General features: G+C 64.2%; 14 protein-coding genes, 5 tRNA genes and 1 pseudogene. 15 read left to right on the forward strand and 5 right to left on the reverse strand.

The window, feature by feature from the left end; translation table 11 throughout:
• Positions 1-374: 374 nt before the first annotated feature.
• Positions 375-1642: pseudogene (locus tag AMD14_RS05975) on the reverse strand (PAS domain-containing sensor histidine kinase).
• A 245-nt stretch (positions 1643-1887) separates the two neighbouring features.
• Between AMD14_RS05975 and AMD14_RS05980 the strand changes: the two are divergent.
• From AMD14_RS05980 to AMD14_RS06025, 10 genes are all read left to right on the forward strand, one after another.
• Positions 1888-1972: transfer RNA gene (locus AMD14_RS05980), tRNA-Leu, on the forward strand.
• Between the two features lie 201 nt (positions 1973-2173).
• The gene (tig, locus tag AMD14_RS05985) at positions 2174-3466 is read left to right on the forward strand and encodes a trigger factor (RefSeq protein ID WP_011050693.1); all 1293 of its coding nucleotides are present in this window, start codon (positions 2174-2176) and stop codon (positions 3464-3466) included.
• Positions 3467-3558: 92 nt separating this feature from the next.
• Positions 3559-4185 carry an ATP-dependent Clp endopeptidase proteolytic subunit ClpP gene (gene clpP / locus AMD14_RS05990; RefSeq protein ID WP_002806026.1) on the forward strand — a complete coding sequence of 209 codons (627 nt, stop codon included), beginning with the start codon at positions 3559-3561 and terminating at the stop codon, positions 4183-4185.
• 124 nt (positions 4186-4309) lie between these two features.
• The gene (gene clpX, locus AMD14_RS05995) at positions 4310-5596 is read left to right on the forward strand and encodes an ATP-dependent Clp protease ATP-binding subunit ClpX (protein ID WP_003483788.1); all 1287 of its coding nucleotides are present in this window, start codon (positions 4310-4312) and stop codon (positions 5594-5596) included.
• A gap of 144 nt (positions 5597-5740) precedes the next feature.
• On the forward strand, positions 5741-8212 hold the full coding sequence (gene lon / locus AMD14_RS06000) for an endopeptidase La (RefSeq protein WP_003483790.1): 2472 nt from the start codon (positions 5741-5743) through the stop codon (positions 8210-8212).
• A gap of 213 nt (positions 8213-8425) precedes the next feature.
• Positions 8426-8698 carry a non-specific DNA-binding protein Hbs gene (locus AMD14_RS06005; protein WP_002806049.1) on the forward strand — a complete coding sequence of 91 codons (273 nt, stop codon included), beginning with the start codon at positions 8426-8428 and terminating at the stop codon, positions 8696-8698.
• 11 nt (positions 8699-8709) lie between these two features.
• Positions 8710-8784, forward strand: a tRNA-Val gene (locus tag AMD14_RS06010).
• 28 nt (positions 8785-8812) lie between these two features.
• A tRNA-Asp gene (locus tag AMD14_RS06015) sits at positions 8813-8889 on the forward strand.
• A 94-nt stretch (positions 8890-8983) separates the two neighbouring features.
• A tRNA-Asp gene (locus AMD14_RS06020) sits at positions 8984-9060 on the forward strand.
• 278 nt (positions 9061-9338) lie between these two features.
• The gene (locus AMD14_RS06025; protein ID WP_011050694.1) at positions 9339-11309 is read left to right on the forward strand and encodes a peptidyl-prolyl cis-trans isomerase; all 1971 of its coding nucleotides are present in this window, start codon (positions 9339-9341) and stop codon (positions 11307-11309) included.
• Between the two features lie 634 nt (positions 11310-11943).
• On the opposite strand, the gene AMD14_RS06030 is transcribed toward AMD14_RS06025, so the two are convergent.
• Together AMD14_RS06030 and gloB are read right to left on the reverse strand one after the other, a co-directional pair.
• A complete protein-coding gene (locus AMD14_RS06030) occupies positions 11944-13122 on the reverse strand; it encodes a lytic transglycosylase domain-containing protein (protein ID WP_011050695.1) in 1179 nt (392 codons plus the stop codon).
• A complete protein-coding gene (gene gloB / locus AMD14_RS06035; RefSeq protein WP_011050696.1) occupies positions 13119-13886 on the reverse strand; it encodes a hydroxyacylglutathione hydrolase in 768 nt (255 codons plus the stop codon). The genes AMD14_RS06030 and gloB overlap by 4 nt, the downstream gene beginning before the upstream one ends.
• 12 nt (positions 13887-13898) lie before the next feature.
• Here gloB and AMD14_RS06040 point away from each other — a divergent pair, with 12 nt between their 5' ends.
• Genes AMD14_RS06040 through dnaQ form a run of 3 tightly spaced genes read left to right on the forward strand, consistent with a single transcriptional unit; the run spans position 13899 to position 15778 of the window.
• On the forward strand, positions 13899-14555 hold the full coding sequence (locus AMD14_RS06040) for a class I SAM-dependent methyltransferase (RefSeq protein ID WP_003483816.1): 657 nt from the start codon (positions 13899-13901) through the stop codon (positions 14553-14555).
• Between the two features lie 27 nt (positions 14556-14582).
• Positions 14583-15035 carry a ribonuclease HI gene (gene rnhA, locus AMD14_RS06045; protein WP_011050697.1) on the forward strand — a complete coding sequence of 151 codons (453 nt, stop codon included), beginning with the start codon at positions 14583-14585 and terminating at the stop codon, positions 15033-15035.
• Between the two features lie 8 nt (positions 15036-15043).
• The gene (gene dnaQ / locus AMD14_RS06050) at positions 15044-15778 is read left to right on the forward strand and encodes a DNA polymerase III subunit epsilon (RefSeq protein WP_005913877.1); all 735 of its coding nucleotides are present in this window, start codon (positions 15044-15046) and stop codon (positions 15776-15778) included.
• Positions 15779-16075: 297 nt separating this feature from the next.
• On the opposite strand, the gene AMD14_RS06055 is transcribed toward dnaQ, so the two are convergent.
• Positions 16076-16780, reverse strand: a complete 705-nt coding sequence (locus tag AMD14_RS06055) for a PP2C family protein-serine/threonine phosphatase (protein ID WP_003483822.1) — start codon at positions 16778-16780, stop codon at positions 16076-16078.
• Between the two features lie 197 nt (positions 16781-16977).
• Here AMD14_RS06055 and AMD14_RS06060 point away from each other — a divergent pair.
• Both AMD14_RS06060 and AMD14_RS06065 read left to right on the forward strand, forming a co-directional pair.
• Positions 16978-17068 (forward strand) — tRNA-Ser (locus AMD14_RS06060).
• Between the two features lie 256 nt (positions 17069-17324).
• Complete coding sequence (locus tag AMD14_RS06065; RefSeq protein ID WP_003483824.1) at positions 17325-17729, forward strand: DUF6165 family protein; 405 nt, start codon at positions 17325-17327, stop codon at positions 17727-17729.
• A 183-nt stretch (positions 17730-17912) separates the two neighbouring features.
• Here the strand turns inward: AMD14_RS06065 and AMD14_RS06070 are convergent, their stop codons facing one another.
• Complete coding sequence (locus AMD14_RS06070) at positions 17913-18962, reverse strand: glycosyltransferase family 9 protein (protein ID WP_011050699.1); 1050 nt, start codon at positions 18960-18962, stop codon at positions 17913-17915.
• Positions 18963-18974 lie beyond the last annotated feature (12 nt).

The raw sequence follows: 18974 nt of genomic DNA on the forward strand, positions 1-18974 counted from the left end.
AGCGGCGCGCGCGCTCGTTGGGCCTGCTGTAAACGAATCGAGACCAGCGATAGGTTGGCGTCGCGACGGCGGTGCTGCAGCTTCGCGATAGCGCCGGCATCGCCAACGTCTGATTTGGATACCAATGGCTCTTCAAAGCCTTTGGGCGACGCTCATCATCGAATGCCTGGCTGGGGTGCGGTTGCCGCAGCCGGCGTCAGCGATCGAACCCCGGTCACATCGTCAGCGATGCCGGAAGTATCGCCGTGCGCCACTGCGGCGCCACGTCATTGCCTGTGGTGAGCGCGTGGCGCGACGTGCTCTGCGATCTGCAAGCAATTGCCGCAAGCAGCCATGTCACCAGCGCCTGCGTGTAAGGCCAGCAATGCAGGCGTCTAGCTTCGCTGCACGCGCGGAAATGCCAGCACGAAGCGCGTGCCCTGGCCAGGCGCCGAGAAGACTTCTACAAAGCCGCCGGCCTGGCGCACTGCGCTATAGACCTGCGACAATCCCAGGCCGGCGCCCTTGCTGGCGTGCTTGGTGGTGAAGTAGGCCTCGAACAAGCGCGCCTGCACTGCGCTGTCCATACCGTGCCCGCTGTCGGCGACGGCGAGGGTCATGTAGTGCCCGGCCGGTCTGGCCAGTTGCGCCTGCTCTTCTGTGACGAAGGTTTCCCCGGTTTCCACGCTGATGCTGTCGCCGCTGGCACAGGCATCGCGGGCGTTGATCACCAGATTCAGGATGGCGCGCTCCACGGTATGACGGTCGACCATGGCACAACACCCGCCGTTGCCGGTGTGCAGCCGTAACCGCAGTTCTGCGCCAACCACCTGTTGCAGTAACGGGCTGAGCTGTTCTGCCAGTTCGGCCAGATCCACCGCTTCGGGGCTATAGGGGTAATGGCGCGAGAAACCGACCAGGCGCCGCGCCATCACCGCGCCGTGTTGAAGCGCCGCGTCCGCAACGCTGAGCAGCTTGGCATCGTGGGCGTCGATCTGCGCGCGCTGCACGACCAGATTGATCGCCGATGTGGCGGCCTGCAGCACGTTGTTCAAATCGTGGACCACGCCGGCCAGCAGTTGTCCTACCGCTTCGCCTTTCTGCGCCTGCTCGGCGATCTTCTCGGCTGCCTTCTGTGCGGCGCGCGCGATGTCCAGGTCGCCTTCGATGCGCTCGTGCGAATCGCGCAGGCTGTGCAGCTCGGTCGACAGCGAGGTTTCGCGTGCGCGCGCCAGCATCAGGCGTTGGTGGAAAACGCGCGTTCTGCCGTCAGGGTGCTGTCCAGGGTGTGAAAGGCTGCTTCCAGCGCGCGGCGGTCGGAGACATTCTTGCTCACCGCCAAGATGGCTTCGACCTTGCCTTGCTCGTCGAACAATGGGCTGGTGACGGCCTGCCAGGTCTGGCGCACGCCGGCCAGGTTCACGCAACTGGCCTCGAATTCCCGGGTTGCGCCCTTCGCCGCCGCGGCCATGGCTGCGCCCACCATGGCTGCCGCTTCGGGTGGCCAGAGTTCGCGCCACGGGCGGGCAAGAACCTGATCCGCAGAACTGGCCCCAAGTCCGACCAGCCCGTTGAGATTGACCGACGTGATCCGACCGTCCAGATCGATCTCTTTAATGCAATCGCGCGACAGTGCCACGATCTGGCGATATCGGTCTCGCATCGCGACTGATGCCCTTGGGCTGAAATTAACGGAATTTTCGCAAATCCTGCTGCTGCGATGTACTGGTGGACAATACGGGCCTTGTCTGGATTCAGGCGGGGGCACTGCACTCCCTTGTTCGGGCAGCGCCTCAAGTCTCCACGTGAGGCCATCACCGTGCCCATCGCGTAGTCACACGTTTCGGGCTTCTCGGCGCTTTTTCTTTACGGGCATCCCTGCAACAATAGCCGGGCATCTACGGCATTGCGAAAGTGGCGGAATTGGTAGACGCACCAGATTTAGGTTCTGACGCCGCAAGGCGTGGGGGTTCGAGTCCCCCCTTTCGCACCAATGCCGCGCGGCCGTGTGGGTTCCGGCCGCTGCACTTCCTGCAAACTGGTCGCTTCTGTCCGTGAGGCCGCTGCGCGCATGCCGCTGGCAGCGGCCGCCGTTATCGGCGAAACTACAAGGCTCGGCGGCATTCTCGCCATCCGTCAACCCGCATCTTCCATCTCGTGCCGACGCTGTGCGCTGTCGGTGGCAGGAGTCAACATGCAAGCATCGATCGAATCCACCGGCAATCTGGAACGCCGACTGACCTTCACCCTGCCGCAGGAGCGCCTGGAGACGCACGTCGGTGGCCGCCTGCGCGAGCTTGCGCGGACCACGCGCATCAAGGGCTTCCGTCCCGGCAAGGTGCCGACCAAGGTGATCGAGCAGCGCTTCGGTCAGCAGGTGCGTGCCGAGGCGATGGAAGGCCTGCTGCGTGAGACCTTCGATTCGGCCGTGCGCGAGCACTCGTTGCGTCTGGCCGGCAACCCGCGTATCGATCAGGGCGAGACCGATTTCGACTTCGTCGCCACCTTCGAAGTGGTGCCGGATTTCGGCGACATCGACGTGACCAAGCTGTCGGTGGTGCGCGCGACCGCTGAAGTGACCGATGCCGACATCGACCAGATGATCGAAAACCTGCGCCTGCAGCGCCGCACCTGGAATCCGGTCGAGCGCGGTGCGCAGGTCGGCGACCTGGTGGCGCTGGAGACCTGGTCGCAGGCCGGCGACGAGCGCCTGCCCGCCGAAGGCGTGGAGACCGGCAGCAGCGTGCTGGGTTCGGGCGTGATGTTCGACCAGATCGAAAAGGGCCTGGAAGGCCTCACCAAGGGTGAAGAAAAGACCCTGACCGTCGATTTCCCCGCAGAATGGCGCGTGCCGCAGCTGGCGGGCAAGACCGTGCAGGTGCACGTCAAGGCGGTCGAAGTCTCCGAGCCGGTGTTGCCGGCAGTGGACAAGGACTTCATCAAGAGCTTCGGCGTGAAGAGTGGCGATGCCGAGCAGTTCCGCGCCGATATCCGCACCAACCTGGAGCGCGAGCTCAAGGGTGCGCTGATGAACCGCCTGCGCCGCGAAGTGGGCGAGCAGCTGATTGCCGCCTACGCGCATGTCGAAATGCCGCCGCGTCTGGTCGAGAGCGAAGCGCGTTCGATGCTGGCCCAGCAGGTCGAGCAGGTCCGCCGCAGCGGTCGCGATCCGGGTCAGGTGCCGGCCGACGCGCACCAGGGATTCATGGATGCCGCCGCCAAGCGCGTGCTGGTCGGTCTGCTGGTGGGTGAAGTGGCGCGCCGCAACGAATTGCGCCTGGAATCCAAGCGCGTCAGCGAAACGCTGCGTCTGATCGCTTCGACCTACGAAGAGCCGGAACAGGTCATTGAGATGTACCGCAACGACCCCCAACTGATGAACGGGCTGCAGAGCCGCGTGATGGAAGAGCAGGTGATCGACTGGATCGCCGAGCGCGCCCAGCACACCGAGCAGTCGCTGTCGTTCCAGGACGCCATCCGCGTCTGATCCGGCAGTAAGAGAAGAACCGCGCCCGCAGTCAGGGGTGCGGATGTCGAACACGGGCAGCGGCACAGGCCGCTGCCACAACGGGAAGACTGATGAGCATTGTGACCAAAGCCCTGAACCTGGTGCCCATGGTGGTCGAGCAGACCAGCCGTGGCGAGCGTGCGTACGACATCTACTCGCGTCTGCTGAAGGAGCGTCTGATCTTCCTGGTCGGTCCGATCGACGACCACATGGCCAACGTGATCGTGGCCCAGCTGCTGTTTTTGGAAGCGGATAACCCGGAAAAGGACATCAGCATCTACATCAATTCGCCCGGTGGCGTGGTCACCGCCGGCATGGCGATCTACGACACCATGCAGTACATCAAGCCGGACGTCAGCACCATCTGTGTCGGCCAGGCCGCCTCGATGGGCGCGCTGCTGCTGGCCTCGGGTGCGGCAGGCAAGCGTTACGCGCTGCCGAATTCGCGCGTGATGATCCATCAGCCGCTGGGTGGCTTCCAGGGCCAGGCGACCGATATCGATATCCACGCGCGCGAGATCCTGACCTTGCGTTCGCGCTTGAACGAGATCCTGGCCAAGCATACCGGCCAATCGCTGGAGACCATTGCGCGTGACACCGAACGCGACAATTTCAAGAGTGCAGTCGATGCGCAGGCCTACGGCCTGGTGGATCAGGTGCTCGAACGTCGTCCGGAAGAGTCGATTCAGCCGTCTTGATCTTCAAGTCATTGAAATTGAAGGAAAAACCGGCAGGGTCGGGCGGGGCGAATGTCCTCCCGACCCTGTGCTATTCTCGAATCGAACCCCCGTGCATCGGGTGGGGTAACTGGGTAACAGAAGCATGAGCGAAGACCGCCAAGGTCGTTCCGGCGACAGCAACAAGATTCTCTACTGCTCGTTCTGCGGTAAGAGTCAGCATGAAGTCCGTAAGCTGATTGCCGGTCCCAGCGTATTCATCTGCGATGAGTGCGTTGAGCTGTGCAACGACATCATCCGCGAGGAACTCGAAGAGAAGGCGCAGTCGGCACGGTCCAGCCTGCCCAAGCCGCGCGAGATTCTCGAGGTACTGGATCAATACGTGATCGGGCAGCTGCGCGCCAAGCGTACGCTCGCGGTAGCGGTGTACAACCACTACAAGCGTATCGAGAGCCGCAGCAAGAACGATGATGTGGAGCTGGCGAAATCCAACATCCTGCTGGTCGGCCCGACCGGGTCGGGCAAAACCCTGCTGGCCGAAACGCTGGCGCGGCTGCTCAATGTGCCGTTCACGATCGCCGATGCCACCACGCTCACCGAAGCCGGCTATGTCGGCGAGGACGTGGAAAACATCATCCAGAAGCTGTTGCAGAAGTGCGATTACGACGTCGAAAAGGCGCAGCAGGGCATCGTCTACATCGACGAGATCGACAAGATCTCGCGCAAGAGCGAGAACCCGTCGATCACCCGCGATGTGTCCGGTGAAGGCGTGCAGCAGGCGCTGCTCAAGCTGATCGAGGGCACGGTTGCCTCGGTGCCGCCGCAGGGCGGCCGCAAGCACCCGCAGCAGGAATTCCTGCAGGTCGACACCAAGAACATCCTGTTCATCTGCGGCGGCGCATTCGCCGGCCTGGACAAGGTGATCCAGCAGCGTTCCAACGACGCTGGTGGCATCGGCTTCGGCGCCAAGGTCAAGAGCAGCGAGCGCAAGCAGGAAGTGGGCAAGATCCTGGCCGAAGTCGAGCCGGAAGATCTGATCAAGTTCGGCCTGATTCCCGAGTTCGTCGGCCGTCTGCCGGTGGTCGCCACGCTCGAAGAGCTGGACGAGCCGGCGTTGATCAAGATCCTGACCGAGCCCAAGAACGCCATCACCAAACAGTTCAAGAAGCTGTTCGACATGGAAGGTGTGGAGCTGGAGTTCCGCCCCGACGCCCTGTCTGCGATCGCCAAGAAGGCGCTCAAGCGCAAGACCGGCGCGCGTGGCCTGCGCACCATCGTCGAATCGGTGCTGCTGGACACGATGTACGAGCTGCCGTCGCAGGAAAACGTCAGCAAGGTGGTGGTGGACGAGTCGGTGATCGAGCACAAATCCGAGCCGTATCTGATCTACCAGGCGCAACCGGCGCCGGCCAAGGCTGCGTCCGGAGACTGAGTCCGTTGGCCGCCTCGCCAGGCCTCGGCCTCGCTGGCGGATAACCGCTTTCCTAACGCTACTTGCAACACCTCGCCGATGGCCCCATAACGGGGCCATCGGCTTTTTACTGCCCCAAAAACCCCCATTCCTGCGGAGTGCCCCATGGCCCAGTCCCAACCAGAAGTTCTCGATCTGCCGGTGTTGCCGCTGCGCGACGTGGTGGTGTTTCCGCACATGGTGATCCCGCTGTTCGTCGGCCGCGACAAGTCGATGCGTGCGCTGGAAAAGGCGATGGAGGCGGACAAGCGCATCCTGCTCGTCGCGCAGAAGTCGGCCGAGACCGACGACCCGGCTGCCGGCGATCTGTATACCGTCGGTACCCTGGCGCAGGTGCTGCAGCTTCTCAAGCTCCCCGACGGCACCATCAAGGTGCTGGTCGAGGGTCTGTCACGGGTCACCGTGGACAAGGTTGTCGAGCAGGACGGCGCATTGCAGGGGCAGGGCACCGAAATCGAAGCCAGCGACGCGCGTGAGCCGCGCGAGGTGGAAGCGATTGCGCGGTCGCTGATGTCGCTGTTCGAACAGTACGTCAAGACCAATCGCAAGCTGCCGCCGGAACTGCTGCAGACCTTGGCTGGCATCGATGAGCCGGGCCGTCTGGCGGACACCATCGCCGCCCACATCGGTGTGCGTCTGGCCGACAAGCAGCGCCTGCTGGAGATCACCGACATCGGCGAGCGGCTGGAATTGCTGGTCGGCTTGGTCGATGGCGAAATCGACGTGCAGCAGCTGGAAAAGCGCATCCGCGGCCGCGTGAAGTCGCAGATGGAAAAGAGCCAGCGCGAGTACTACCTCAACGAGCAGATGAAGGCGATCCAGAAGGAGCTGGGCGACCTGGACGATGCGCCTGGCGAGCTGGAAGAGCTGGCGCGCAAGATCGCCGAGGCGGGCATGCCCAAGCCGGTCGAGACCAAGGCCAAGGCCGAGCTCAACAAACTCAAGCAGATGTCGCCGATGTCCGCTGAGGCAGCCGTGGTGCGCAATTACCTGGACTGGCTGCTGGGCGTGCCGTGGAAAAAGCGCACCAAAGTGCGCAAGGACCTCAAGGTTGCCGAAGACACGCTGGACGCCGATCACTATGGCCTGGACAAGGTCAAGGAGCGCATCCTCGAGTACTTGGCGGTGCAGTCGCGCGTGAAGCAGATGAAGGGGCCGATCCTGTGCCTGGTCGGTCCGCCGGGCGTGGGCAAGACCTCGCTCGGGCAGTCGATCGCCAAGGCGACCAACCGCAAGTTCGTGCGCATGAGCCTGGGCGGCATTCGCGACGAGGCCGAAATCCGTGGCCACCGCCGGACCTATGTCGGTTCGATGCCGGGCCGCCTGGTGCAGAACCTCAACAAGGTCGGCAGCAAGAACCCGCTGTTCCTGCTGGACGAAATCGACAAGATGTCGATGGACTTCCGTGGCGACCCGTCGTCGGCACTGCTGGAAGTGCTCGATCCAGAGCAGAACAATTCGTTCAACGACCACTATCTGGAAGTCGATCTGGACCTGTCGGAGGTGATGTTCGTCGCCACCTCCAACTCGCTCAATATCCCGGGCCCGTTGCTGGACCGCATGGAGGTGATCCGCATCCCCGGCTACACCGAGGATGAGAAGCTCAACATCGCCACGCGCTATCTGGTGCCCAAGCAGATCAAGGCCAACGGCTTGAAGCCGGAGGAGATCGAGATCGCCAGCGATGCGATCCAGGACATCGTGCGGTATTACACACGTGAGTCGGGTGTGCGTAATCTCGAACGCGAGGTGGCCAAGATCTGCCGCAAGGTGGTCAAGGAAATCGCGCTCGCAGGTCCGCAACCGGCGGCCAAGAAGGCGGTCGCCAAGAAGGGCAAGCCGAAGGCGCTGGTCACCGTTAATGCCAAGAATCTCGACAAGTATCTGGGCGTGCGTCGCTTCGACTTCGGCCGTGCCGAAGAAGAGAACGAGATCGGTCTGGTCACGGGTCTGGCATGGACCGAAGTCGGTGGTGAGCTGTTGCAGGTCGAGTCCACGTTGGTGCCAGGCAAGGGCAACCTGATCCTCACCGGCCAGCTCGGCAATGTCATGAAGGAATCGGCATCGGCTGCATTGTCGGTGGTGCGTTCGCGCGCCGAGCGACTTGGCATCGATGTGGATTTCCTGCAAAAGCAGGACGTGCATGTGCATGTGCCCGACGGCGCCACGCCCAAGGACGGCCCAAGCGCAGGTATCGCGATGGTGACCTCGCTGGTGTCGATACTGACCCGGGTGCCGATCCGCGCCGATGTGGCGATGACCGGCGAGATCACCCTGCGCGGGCGGGTATCGGCAATCGGTGGCTTGAAGGAGAAGTTGCTGGCGGCCCTGCGCGGCGGCATCCGCACCGTGCTGATCCCCGACGAGAACCGCAAGGATCTGGCCGACATCCCGCCAAACGTGACCCGCGATCTGAAGATCGTGCCGGTGAAGTGGATCGACGAGGTGCTCGATCTGGCGTTGGAACGTCCGCTTGCGCCGAAGAAGGCCAGCAAGGAAAAGGCACGCAAGGCGGCCTCGCGCGTGACCGTGCGCGGCAAGTCGCGTAGCACGCCCGGTACCCGCGTCAAGCACTAACGAGGGCTGTCTGGGCCTCGCCAAAACAAGCCAAAACCCGCGTCGTTATTGGGTTTTGGCTTGCGTGCTGTTGGGGGCGCTGGTATAAATGCACGACTCGTGGGCGCGGCAAATGTGATGCGTCATGCGATACCACTTGTGTCGGGTTCTTCGCTTACGGCAAGAGCGCCGATTGTCGATTCCGCGGCATCTGCCGCAAAGGGAGTTTCAAGAATGAATAAAACCGAATTGATCGATGGCGTTGCCGCTGCCGCTGACATCTCCAAGGCTGAAGCTGGCCGTGCTGTTGACGCGGTTGTGAGCGAAATCACCAAGGCACTGAAGAAGGGCGACGCCGTCACCCTCGTTGGCTTCGGTACCTTCCAGGTCCGCGAGCGCGCTGAGCGCACCGGCCGCAATCCGAAGACCGGCGACAGCATCAAGATCGCTGCTTCGAAGAATCCTGCATTCAAGGCTGGTAAAGCCCTGAAGGATGCAGTAAACTAATCGACTCGCTAGGGTGCTTAGCTCAGCGGTAGAGCGTCTCCCTTACACGGAGAGGGTCGGGGGTTCGAAACCCTCAGCACCCACCATTAAGCACCAGGCAAACGTTTCAAGCGCGGAGCGGTAGTTCAGCTGGTTAGAATGCTGGCCTGTCACGCCGGAGGTCGCGGGTTCGAGTCCCGTCCGCTCCGCCAGTTACACGCGAAGCCCCTGAGCAATTGGGGGCTTCGTTTTCTCCACGACATTCGTGCTGCGAACGGAATGGAGGCAGACGTCCAAGTTTAAAACGGAGCGGTAGTTCAGCTGGTTAGAATGCTGGCCTGTCACGCCGGAGGTCGCGGGTTCGAGTCCCGTCCGCTCCGCCAGTTATACCAAGCCCTCGGCCTTGTGCCGGGGGCTTTTTTTTTGACTGTCGGTAATGGATGCGGGTCCATCCTGGCATGGCGGTGCGGCGTACTGCCGCGCATCCTGCAGCGGCGCGCTCTGCTGCGTTTGAAGGCGCTTCGGTATGTGGCTCTGGCTTGCGCCGTTCACCCTGGGGCCGATTGGATGCGCCACGACGCCGTCGTCACGGGCATTGGGCTGGGTGCCTGGCGCCAAGCGCGTTACACTGCGCGGCTCGCCCACAGGCCGTGATTTGCCAATGCTGCAGAAACTTCGCGACAAGACGTCAGGCTGGATCGCTACCGCCATCCTGGGGTTGCTGATGATTCCGTTCCTGTTCGTCATCGACAACAGCTACCTCGGCGGCATTGGCGCCAACAATGTGGCCAAGGTGCAGGCGCCGCCGGCCTGGTGGAAATCGGCGCCGTCGTGGTGGCCGGTCTCTTTGCTGTGGCAACACCATGAAATCAGCACGCAGGATTTCCGCACGCGTTTCGAGCAGGCGCGTATGCAGGAGCGTCAGCGTCAGGGCGAGAAATTCGATCCGCGCAGCTTCGAATCCCGCGAAAACAAGCTGCAGGTGCTCGATCAACTGGTCGACGAACAGGTCGTGCGACTGGGTGCGGAAGACGCCGGAATCGTCATCGGCGATGCGACCGTGCGGGATTACATTGCCAACATTCCCGCATTCCAGGTCGATGGTAAGTTCAGTCCGGACCAGTATCGCGCCGCACTCGCGCAGGGCACGCCGCCGCGCACGCCAGCGCAGTTCGATGCGTTGGTGCGCGACAGCCTGCAGCAGTCGGTGATCCCGCAGGCGGTGGCGGAGTCCGGCTTTGCCACCACGTCCGAGTTCGAGCGCCTGCTCAAGCTGATGGGTGAAACGCGCGATGTGGAGTTGGCGATGCTGCCGCCGCCGGCCGCAGATGCTGCGCCGGTGAGCGATGCGCAGATCAAGCAGTGGTACGACGGGCACACGCAGGATTTCCGCCAGCCGGAAACCGTGACGATCGAATACGTGGAGCTCAACGCCGCCACGATGCCGCCAGCCACTGCGGCCGACGAGGCCACGCTGCGCAAGCGCTATGAAGACGAGAAGGCGCGCTTCGTCGAGCCGGAGCAGCGTCTTGCGTCGCACATCCTGATCAGTGCCGGCACCGATGCAGCCGCGCAGAAGGCTGCCGAGGCAAAGGCTGCCAAGCTTGCCGCCGAGGCCAAGCAGACGGGTACCGACTTTGCTGCACTGGCGAAGGCTAATTCGCAAGATCCCGGTTCCAAGGATGCCGGCGGCGACCTGGGCTGGGTCGAGAAGGGCACGATGGTCAAGCCGTTCGAGGACGCGCTGTTCTCGATGAAGGCTGGCGAGGTGGTGGGCCCGATCAAGAGCGAATTCGGCTACCACGTGATCCAGCTGCGTGAGGTCAAGGGCGGCCAGGGCAAGTCGTTCGAGCAGGTGCGCGACCAGCTGGCTGCCGAGCAGCTCAAGGCCGACGCAGACAAGGCCTTTGCCGATGTCAGCGGCAAGTTGGTGGACCAGGTTTACAAGAACCCCACCGCACTGGAGCCGGCGGCCAAGCAGGTTGGCCTGCCGGTGCAGACGCTGGGGCCGTTCTCGCGCAGTGATGCCAGCGGTGTTGCCGCCAACCCGGCTGTGCTGCGCGCGGCGTTCTCCGAAACGCTGGTGCAGGACGGCACGGTGAGCGACCCCATCACCATCGCGCCGAACCATAGCGTGGTGCTGCGTGTGACCAACCACACCGCCGAACAGGCGTTGCCGTTGGACAAGGTGCGCGACAAGGTGACGGCGGCAATCCGCGCGGACCGTGCCGAGAAGGCCGCCGCTGCTGCTGCCGATGCCTTGCTGGCACGCGTGCAGAAAGGCGAAACGCTACAGGCACTGGCCGACAGCGAGAAGCTGCAGGTGCAGCCGATTCCGGGGCTGCCGCGGACGGCGCCGATCCCGACCCCGGCTGCGAACCGTGCGATCTTCAGCGCGCCGCGACCGACCGAAGGCAAGCCGTCGGTTGGCAAGGTGGAGTTGGATGGCGGGCGCTTTGCTGTCTTTGTCATCAGCAAGGCGACGCCGGGCGATCTGAAGCAGATGCCGGCCGAGCAGCAGACGATGCTGCGCGAGCAGTTGAGCCAGATCGACGGAAACAACGCTGCGCAGGCTTACGTCAAGGAAATGCGCAAGCGCTACAAGATCCAGATCGAAGAAGCCCAGCTGTAAGGCTGGATCATCGATTGGTGAGAGCAAAGCCCGGGCAACCGGGCTTTTTCTTTGGGCGTTCGTGATGGAAGACGCAGTCCGGCTGGCGGGCATCCCAGTCAAGCTCCCGCGCGGCGCGTATCGATTTGCCGGCGGTGTCTGCGCGCCTGACGGGAGCTGCGATTCCTGCGCGCAAGTCGCGGGGTTGTCGGCCGGTTCCCTGACGATCTGGCCGTCGTCGCTGCTGACGCTCGATTGTGCGACGGCGCGCGCGGGCAGCGGTCCTGAAAGACATGCGAGGTGTCGCGCTGATGATCTGCGGTGGTCGGGTCAGTTGAATGGCTGGGCGTGATTGACTCAACGAGGAGCGTCGCCAATGTCATGGCGCGCATTGCGTAGGGTCTGCAAGATCGATTTTTGCCGGAGCTCGGCTCGCACGTGGAGCGCCAAGTCGGCTCCCCGGCGCGACGCGCAGCAGGTGCTCACTGCACGTTTGCAACCCGGTAACTTTCAACATCCATCTTTCGCGACCGAAGCGGCCTGACGAAGAAGGCTGGGTTGGTGAGCGAAGTTCAGGATCGACGCGATCATGCTGGCGGCCGCCTGCCTGCGCGTACGACAGCGTCCAAGGTCGCGCCGCACCTCGGCGCATCGCTCAGGGCGAGTCGTCGAACGACAACACCATGCCAGGCTTCAGAATGGCGCTTTTGTCCAGGCCGTTGGTGGCGAGCAGCGTCGTGACGGTGATGCCATAGCGGCGTGCGATCGCCCAGGCCGATTCGCCATTGCGCACGGTGTGGGTGCGTGCTGGCGAGGTCGACGCTTTGCTGGCTGCAGCGGCGACGGCTGTGGGCGCGGCAGTGCTGCTGGCGGCGCCAGTTTCCATCTCCGCAGATGCGACCATGGCGCTATTTGCACCGGGCTGCGGCGGCGCAAGCGGTGCGAGCACGTACACACCGCGCGGTGCGGCGCGTGCGCCAGCGAGGGCGGGATTCAGGCGCGCGAGCAATTGCGGCTCGATCGCGCGCTGTCCAGCCCAGGTGTTGAGGCTGGTGCCTGCCGGTAACGCATGTTCGGTGAGGACAGGCACCGGACGGTCCAGCGAGGTCAGCAGGTTGCCCTGCTGCTGCGCGTGATCGAGCACGCAGGCAAGCGCGTGCAGTTTTTCCACATAGTCGTAGGTGACCTTGGACATGCCCGGCAATTCGGACGGACGCACGTTTTGCGCGTTCATCCCGGCGCTGCGCATCGCCTGCAGCACGCGGTACTCGCCGGCGTTGTAGGCCATCAGGGCCAGGCGCCAGTCTCCGCCGAACATGCCGTAAAGGGTTTTGAGATAGCGTACCGCCGCAGTGGTGGAATCCACTGCCGACAGGCGTCCGTCGTACTGCGCGCCGACCGGCACCTGGTGGTTGCGCGCGGTGGTTGCGATGAACTGCCACAAGCCTGCAGGGCCGCTGCCGTTGCGAGCCCCGGGGCGGTAGCCGCTTTCGACGAACGGAATCAGCGCAAATTCGGTCGGCATGTCGGCCTTGCGCAATTCATCGACGACATAGCCGAATAGCGGCAGGACATCCTGCGCATCGTCTGCCAAACGTGCCGGGGCGCGCGAAAAATGCTGTTCCCAGCGGGCATCGCTATGGGCGCTGTCGCAGCCCGGGTCGGCGCGTCCGTCGAGGAAGGCCGAAAAAATCTCGCGCCCGTTGCGGAGGCCTGGCGCGCTGGCCGGCGCGGCCTGGCCACCTGCGGAGGCGGAGCTTGCGTCGTTGGGCGATGCGGCTGCCGGTGCAATGGCCGAACACGCGGCCAGCACTGCCAAAACCAGGCGCCTCATGCCCGAAATTCGTCTTTCCAGCGCCGAAGTTCGGCAAAAATATCCACTTCAGAGGAAAGTGCGCTGGCTGCGCGTGGTGCCACTGCAGCGCGGATCTCGGGGTGGCTGGTGCGTAAGAACGGATTGGTGGCCAGTTCACTCTTGAGCGAAATCGGCAGGGTAGGACGGGCTGCATGACGCATGGCCTGGGCTTCCTGTTGACGGCGCTGCAAGGCAGCGTTGGTGGGATCGACATGCAGCGCGAAGGCCGCGTTGGCCAACGTGTATTCGTGGCCGCAACACACAAGCGTTTCGCCAGGCAGGGAGGCCAGGCGCTGCAACGAGTCGAACATCTGGGGAGCGGTACCTTCGAACATCCGCCCACAGCCTAGGCTGAACAGCGTATCACCGCTGAACAGGTGGCCGTCAGCGAGAAAGGCGATATGGCTGCGGGTGTGGCCCGGCACCTTGATCACCTGGAACTCGACATCGAGCAGGCGCAAGCGCTCGCCGCGACCCACATGATGCGCGTTGGTCGGGATGCGTTCGTCGGCCGGGCCGAACAGCGCCAGGTCCGGCCAGCGCTGCTGGAGTTCGGCAACGCCGCCGATGTGGTCGCCGTGGTGATGGGTCAGCAAGACGGCGCTCGGCACCAGGCCCTGGCGCTGCGCGGCAGCCAGGACAGGCTCGGCTTGACCGGGGTCGACAATGATGGCGCGGCCATCTGCGGCGACCAGCGCCCAGATGTAGTTGTCGTCGAATGCGGGCAGGGCGATCAGTCGCATAGAATTGGGACCATGCCTGCCCCGCCATTCTCCCGTCAAGCTGGCGTCTCATCCTGGTTTGAAACCGGCGCGGGGCGCGGCCTGCTTCAGCTGGAGCGTCGTCTGGCGTTGGAAGCGCTGCAGACACGGCCGTCGCAGCCGTGGTTGTGGCTGACGCCGACCGCCGACATGCCGGCGCGCGAGTTGCTGCAAGGGCGCGGTTTGCGGCTGCATCGCAGTGCCGGCCGTTTTGCTGGCGACGCGCGCTGCGCGCTGCCGTTTCCGCTGCCGACCGAGAGCCTGCAGGCGATCGTGGCGCAGCATGCGGTGGTTGGCGGGGCGGCGGACTTTCTGGCCGAATGCGAGCGTCTGCTGATGCCCGGCGGCCGCCTGTGGCTGTTCACGCTCAATCCAATGAGCCCCTACCGCTTCCGGTGGGCGCGGCGCGGGCCGGTCGCGTTGCGCCCGGATCGCTGGCGCCTACTGGCGCAGCGTGCCGGGCTGCACAGCGTGCAGGCGGAGCGCTATCTGGGGCCGATCTGGCGCCCCAGCGGCGAGTCCACCGACCCCGGCCGGGCGCCCTGGCGCGCGGTGTATCTGCTGGAAGTGGAAAAGCGCGCTGCCGCGGCGATCGGGCCGACGCCAATCGCCCTGCCTGCCCGCTGGCCACAACCGGTGGCTACGATCTGACCTGTTTACGTTCAACTCTGGAACCTGATGAAATCCATTGAAGTGCATACCGATGGCTCCTGCCTCGGCAACCCCGGCCCGGGCGGTTGGGCGGCCTTGTTGCGTTACAACGGCCGCGAAAAGGAGCTGGCTGGCGGTGAGGCGGTGTCGACGAACAACCGCATGGAATTGATGGCGGCGATCATGGCGCTGGAAACGCTGACCGAGCCGTGTCAGATCGTGTTGCATACCGATTCGCAGTACGTGCGCCAGGGCATCACCGAATGGATGCCAGGATGGGTGCGACGCAACTGGAAAACCGCCGGGTGCGATCCGGTCAAAAATCGCGAGTTGTGGGAGCGGCTGCACGCGGCCACGCAGCGCCACCGCATCGATTGGCGTTGGGTGAAAGGCCACAATGGCGACCCGGACAACGAGCGCGTCGACGTGCTCGCCCGCAATCAGGCCATCGCCCAGCGCGGTGGTCTTGCGACATCGTAAGAGGACACATGCGTCAGATCATTCTCGATACCGAAACCACCGGCCTGGAATGGCGCAAGGGCAACCGCGTCGTCGAAATCGGCGCGGTGGAGCTGCTGGAGCGGCGCCCGAGCGGCAACAATTTCCATCGCTACCTGAAGCCGGACTGCGACTTCGAGCCGGGCGCGCAGGAGGTGACCGGGCTGACCCTGGAATTTCTGGCCGATAAACCGCTATTCGGCGAGGTGGTGGACGAGTTTCTCGCCTATATCGACGGCGCGGAACTGATCATCCACAACGCCGCGTTCGACCTGGGGTTTCTGGACAACGAACTGGCGCTGCTGGGCGATCACTACGGGCGCATCGTCGAGCGCGCCACGGTGGTGGATACCTTGATGATGGCGCGCGAGCGCTATCCGGGGCAGCGCAATTCCTTGGATGCCCTGTGCAAGCGTCTGGGCGTGGACAACTCGCATCGCCAGTTGCACGGCGCCTTGCTCGATGCGCAGATCCTGGCCGATGTGTATATCGCGCTGACCTCGGGTCAGGAGGAGATCGGGTTTGCCAGTGCCGACGCCGGCCAGCAGGCCGACGCCGCGAGCGGCATGATCGCGTTCGATCCGGCGCTGCTGTTGCCGCGTCCGCGCGTTGCGGTGACCGCTTCCGAATCGCAGGCGCACGAGGCGCGTCTGGCGCAGTTGCGCAAGAAAGCGGGGCGTGCGTTGTGGGATCCGCCGGTCGAAGAGATTGCCGTCGCCGGGTAAGGCGTCGGACCCGAGGCACATCGCCGCCGTTGGTCGGCAAAGGCGGTGCATGTGCGCACCTGGGTCGTCCGTTGCGGCGATGGCTGCATGCGCGCACGGCAGGTGTACACAGAACACATCGGCATGTAGTGACGCGCGATGTTCGCCGGTGTGGCTCTGCTTGCCGTCAGAGTGGCTGGCAAGGCGTGACGAACGATGGCGACGTTTCGTCGCAGAAACCAAGCGGCCACATGGGGATTGAACGATGGCTGGCGGTCGCTGCGCTTTGTTGCGCAACTGTCCGCTTGCGCGCAGCGCTCAGTAACTGCGCACCAGGATCGCGGTGATGTTGTCCGAACCGCCGCCATCCAGTGCGGCGGCGACCAGGCATTCCACGCATTCCTGCGCGCTGCAATCGGCCTGCGACAACGTGGCTGCGATGGCGGCATCGTCCACCTCTTCGGTCAGGCCGTCGCTGCACAGCAATAGCTGCATGCCGGATTTGAGTTCGCCTTGCATGATGGCGACATTCAGGTGCGCCGGGTCGGTCACGCCGAGTGCCTGGGTCACCACGTTGCGATGCGGGTGCGCGCGTGCCTGCTCGCTGGTCAGCGTGCCTTGGGCGATGAGCTCCTGCACATAGCTGTGGTCCTGGCTCAGCTGCGCCAGCCGGCCATCGCGCCACAGGTAGGCGCGGCTGTCGCCAACCCAGGCCACTTCGAAACGCTGGCCGAGTACGCGCGCGGCGACCACGGTGGTGCCCATCGGCAGGGTGTCGTTGCAGCGGCGCGAGGTCTTGATGATCTCTTCGTCGGCGATGCGTACCGCCTGGGCGAGCGGGGTCCCGGCGCGAACTTCTCGCACGATGGTTTCGCGCGCCAATGCGCTGGCTACTTCCCCGCAGGCATGCCCCCCCATGCCGTCGGCGACCAGCCACAATCCCAGCTCGCTGTCGCCGTAATAGGTGTCCTCGTTGAGGTCACGGCGCAGGCCGACATGGGTGAGGTGTCCGAATTCGAGCATGGGGCCGGGTCGCCAAGAAGAAGATGCACCACCATCATCGCGGCCCGGCCGGTTAGCGGCAACACGCCGCGCGCGGGCGTCGCAGCACCGGTTCACGCCTGGACGCGCGCTGCCCCTGTCGACGCCGGCCCGGGCCGCTTGTGGCGGGGGCCATGTGCCCGTATGATGCACGGCCCCAGGACACTGGGGACCCATCTGGAGAGGTGGCAGAGCGGTTGAATGTACCTGACTCGAAATCAGGCAGGCGTTTATAGCGCCTCGGGGGTTCGAATCCCCCCCTCTCCGCCAGATTGAGGCGAGCAGTTGTGCCAGTGCCGCGTGAGTTTCGCCGGCGGCATTGGGGGGTGAGGAGCCCCGGGTTCGACAGGCAGCGCAGCTGCCTACACGGCGAAGCCGCCCGCAGGGCGAAGGCACGTCGTGCCGCGTGAATCCCCCTCTGCCGCCAGATTCGCATCGGCCCCCGCAAGGGGGCTTTTGTTTATGTGTAGCCGTCGCCGGCCGCGGCGATGACTACAATCCGCCCGATCCCCGTTGGAGGCCTGTCATGTCCGAGATCCTGGTGCCCGTGTCGTTTGGTGAGCTGCTCGACAAGATCGCGATCCTGCAGATCAAGTCCGAGCGCATGCGCGATGCGGCCAAGTTGGCCAATGTGCGCAACGAGCTGTCTGCGCTGGAAACCAGCTGGATGGCGCATCCGGCCGCCGGGCACGACATCGTGCGCCTGCGCGCCGAGCTCAAGGCCGTCAATGAGCGGCTGTGGGTGATCGAGGACGACATCCGGCTCAAGGAGCAGGCGCAGAGCTTCGACGATGCCTTCGTGCAGCTGGCGCGCAGCGTGTATATCGAGAACGACGAGCGCGCGCGCATCAAGAAAGAGATCAACCTGGCGCTGGGTTCTTCGTATGTGGAAGAAAAGTCCTATCAGGACTATCGCGCTACCGGCGCTTGAGCGCGCCGGTTGACCAATCGCGCTGGCCGCCTGGTCGGCGCCATCGCCCAGTCATGGTGACTGGCATTAAGCGATTGGGCGGTGCCTGCGGTTGTGACGTCGGCGTTGATTGGCGGCATCTGCACGGTGTCTGGCAGTCAGCATTTTTGAATGCAATGCGCCTTCAATCGCGGTGCCGAATCCCTAACGCCGATGGTCGGCGCGATAACGCTCAAAGGCGGCGATCGCGTCATCCACGGTGATCAGCGACATCACCTCGTCGAATTCGATCTTCGTTCCCCAGCTCAGCTGGTCGGCCGGTTTCTGCAGGAATTTGCGCGCAGCGGCGTCGTAACGGTCCACGCAATAGCGCACGTCCGAATACGGGCCGCTCCGTCGCGGGTTGCTGGCGGCATGCAGGCCGAGCACCTTCGTGCCCATGGCGTTGGCGATATGCATCGGCCCGGAATCCGGCGTGACCACCAGGTTCGCGCGCGCAAGCAGTGCGGGCAGCTGTTTGAGGGTGTCCTTGCCAACCAGATCCAGCACCGGCGTGCGTGCGGCTGCGACGATGGCATCGGCAGTGCTGCGTTCCAGGTCGCTGCGGCCGCCGCACAGCACGATCCGCCAGCCCTGCGCGGCGGCATGATCGGCCAGCGCGGCATGGCGATCGGGATACCAGTTGCGACGCGCGTGGCTGGAGCACGGCGAAATCATCAGTACCGGGCGGCCATCGTCGTCCCATTGCGCGCGTGCCCAAGTGTGTGCCTCATCGGGCACCGGCAGGTCCCAGCGCACCTGGGTCTGGCGCAGGCCCAGCGGCTCGGCAAAGCTGCCGATGGCGTCGAGCACATGGATGCCAGGGCGGTCGGCAATGCGCTCGTTGACGAACAGGCCGTGCAGGTCCTTGGAGCGGCTGCGGTCGTAGCCGATGCGTCGCCGCGCCGGCACGAAGGCCGACAGCACATTGGCGCGCAAGGCCACCTGCATCTGCAGCAAGGCATCGAAACGCCCCAGCGGGGCCAGCGACCGACGGAGCGCGCGCATGCCGGCCACGCCACTGCGTTTGTCGTAGGCATGGAACTGCACGCCGGGCAGGCCATCGAGCAATTTGAGCCCGGCCCGGTCGATGATCCAATGCAGTTGGGTTTCAGGAAACCCTGCCTGCAGCGTGCGTACCAGTGGCACCACGTGCGTGACATCGCCCAGGGCGGACAAGCGCAGCAAACACAGCGATGCGGGCGTTACAGCCATGGTGTTGTTAGA

This window comes from Xanthomonas citri pv. citri (assembly GCF_000961215.1).
Taxonomy (GTDB): domain Bacteria; phylum Pseudomonadota; class Gammaproteobacteria; order Xanthomonadales; family Xanthomonadaceae; genus Xanthomonas; species Xanthomonas cissicola.